We start from the raw sequence: 2,448 nt of genomic DNA on the forward strand, positions 1-2,448 counted from the left end.
CCCTACGCAGGTTTATACCGCTGCGCTAGGCCGTAGGGCGGATAAGCGAAGCGCATCCGCCGCTCCCACTACTGATACCGCGCAGACAGTGCCTGATAGAGGTCATCTTTGAAGCTGGGACTCCCCGCATCCAGTTCCCGCACCACTTCCACCAGGTGCTCATTGTCTTCCCGACCATCCTGCCAGTGCTTGCGGTAGCTGCCATCCTTATACCCGTGGTCCTGGCGGAAGAAGTTGAGGACGTTTTTACCGACATAGCCCCGATAGAGGTCTTCAAAGCTCATATCGACACCCGCCATCAGACGGCCGAATTTGCCGATGTGGAACTGGCGGTCGGCCAGGGTGGCGCCGGCGAAGGCTTCCAGGTCGAGGCGGAAGTCGGGTTCGTCGGTAGTGACGTTGAGCTGTTGGTCGATGTCGGCGGCCAGTGCGTCTAGGTCGTCGCTGTTCTGCAGGAGGATGCTGAGGCCGAAGTGCCAGATGTCGATCAGTTCGAGGGCGACCTGTTCGGTGTCTGGGGTCTGTTTTTTCCACCATTTCCAGCCGTAGTGTTCGAGCAGCTCCGCGCATTCGATCCAGATCGCGCGGTAGAACTCAAATTGCTGGGAGCGCCATTCCGGGTGGACTTTGGTGTTCATGCTGTCTTGCAGGTCGAGCATGATCATCAGTTGTTGGGTGCGGGGCATCAGATGTCTCCGGTTGGTTTTTGTGGCGGCATTATAACGTAGGGCACGCATGCCGTGCCGCATTGTTCGAGCCTCGGACTTTGATTGGCAGTCACGCCCGGTCCGGCAAGGGGACACCCTTTAAAGACACGCCGTGAACCCATCCCTGGGGGCTCGACGCGCGGAATCCCGCCGCTTACGGTCTTTAAAGGGTGTCCCCTTGCCGGACCTCAGTGCCACACATCGGTCGCATCCGCCGTTGCCTAATCCCGGGATTTCGGAAACAACCGATGGAAATTCTCGGTGGTCTGCTCCGCGAGCTGTTCTACGGGTATTCCCCGAAGATCGGCGACAAACTCTGCCACTTCGCGTACGTATTGGGGCTCGTTGGATTTTCCCCGGTGCGGGACGGGCGCCAGGTATGGGGAGTCGGTTTCGACCAACAGGCGGTCGAGGGGGATCTGTTTGGCCACTTCGCGCAGGGCTTTGGCGCTGTTGAAGGTGACGATGCCGGATAGGGATATGTAGTAGCCGAGGTCGAGGGCCTGGCTGGCCATGTCCCAGGTTTCGGTGAAGCAGTGGAGGACGCCGGCGTGTTCGGTGCTGCCGTGTTCGCGGATCAGGGCCAGGGTGTCTTCCCGGGCTTCGCGGGTGTGGACGATGATGGGCAGTCCTGCCTGGGCACCGGCTTTGAGGTGCAGGGCGAAGCTTTCCTGTTGGAGTTCTTTGGTCTGCTCGGCATAGTGGTAGTCGAGCCCGGTTTCGCCCAGGCCGATGACTTCGGGTGCCCCGCCCCACTCTACCAGCTGTTCGACGGTGGCGGTGCCGGATTCGACGTCGCAGGGGTGGACGCCGACGGAGGCGTAGACGTCGGGGTATTGGCGGGCGATGTCGACGACGGTTTCGCGGTTTTCGAGGCTGACGCCGATGCACAGGAATTGCCGGATGCCCCGCTCGCGGGCGGCGTCGAGGGCGGCGTTGAGGTCGCCGTTGTAGGGTTTGAGGTCGATGCGGTCGAGGTGGCAGTGGGAGTCGGTCAGCATTGCAGTCGGTCGTGAGTTCGGGTGAATGGGCGATCGGGCGGGAATTGTCGCATACCAGGGGTGGGTATGTCGTGCCGGTTAATTAAAGCGATTTTGGTTGCGTCCGGTCCGTGGAGGGAAATGCCTTTCAAGACACGCCGTAAACCCATCCCTGGGGGCTCGACGCGCGGAGTCCCGCCGCTTACGGTCTTGAAAGGCATTTCCCTCCACGGACCTCAGTGCCACATTCAAACTACATGGTATGCGTCGGCCGCTCGGACTCGAGGGAGCCGGCAAGGTAGGTTTCGATTTTGTTAACGGCGGTGTTGTCCTGGTCGCTGAATTGGACACCTATGCCGGCGGCGCGGTTGCCTTGGGCGCCTTTTGGGGTGACCCAGACGACTTTGCCTGCGACGGGGATTTTTTCGGGTTCGTCCATGAGGTTGAGGAGCATGAAGACTTCATCGCCCAGTTTGTAGCTTTTGCCGGTGGGGATGAACAGGCCGCCGTTTTTGACGAAGGGCATGTAGGCCGCGTAGAGCACGGCTTTGTCTTTGATGGTGAGAGAAAGTATCCCGTTTCGGGCACCGCCAAGTGCGTGCATACTCTGCTCCGGTGTTGGATTTTGGTGAAACAGTAATGGATTCGGGTCCGGGTGTCCAGAATAAAGCCCGGGCCGCGAAGGAGGTGAACCTTTCCAAGACACGCCGTAAACCCGGGCCCCTTCGCGCTCCCGGCGCTTCGGGACACTTCCCACATCC

General features: G+C 60.3%; 3 protein-coding genes. All 3 read right to left on the reverse strand.

All coding sequences use genetic code 11. From position 1 onward, the window contains the following. Positions 1-68: 68 nt before the first annotated feature. Positions 69-686 (reverse strand): dUTP diphosphatase, encoded by a 618-nt coding sequence (locus B3187_RS01330; protein ID WP_286804293.1) that lies wholly within the window; start codon positions 684-686, stop codon positions 69-71. A gap of 242 nt (positions 687-928) precedes the next feature. Then, on the reverse strand, positions 929-1,708 hold the full coding sequence (locus B3187_RS01335) for a TatD family hydrolase (RefSeq protein ID WP_286804294.1): 780 nt from the start codon (positions 1,706-1,708) through the stop codon (positions 929-931). Positions 1,709-1,940: 232 nt separating this feature from the next. Further along, positions 1,941-2,291, reverse strand: coding sequence for a PilZ domain-containing protein (locus tag B3187_RS01340; RefSeq protein WP_024460045.1), 351 nt, complete (start codon positions 2,289-2,291; stop codon positions 1,941-1,943). Positions 2,292-2,448: the final 157 nt, after the last annotated feature.

Source organism: Marinimicrobium sp. UBA4209, assembly GCF_002381585.1.
Lineage (GTDB): Bacteria > Pseudomonadota > Gammaproteobacteria > Pseudomonadales > Cellvibrionaceae > Marinimicrobium > Marinimicrobium koreense.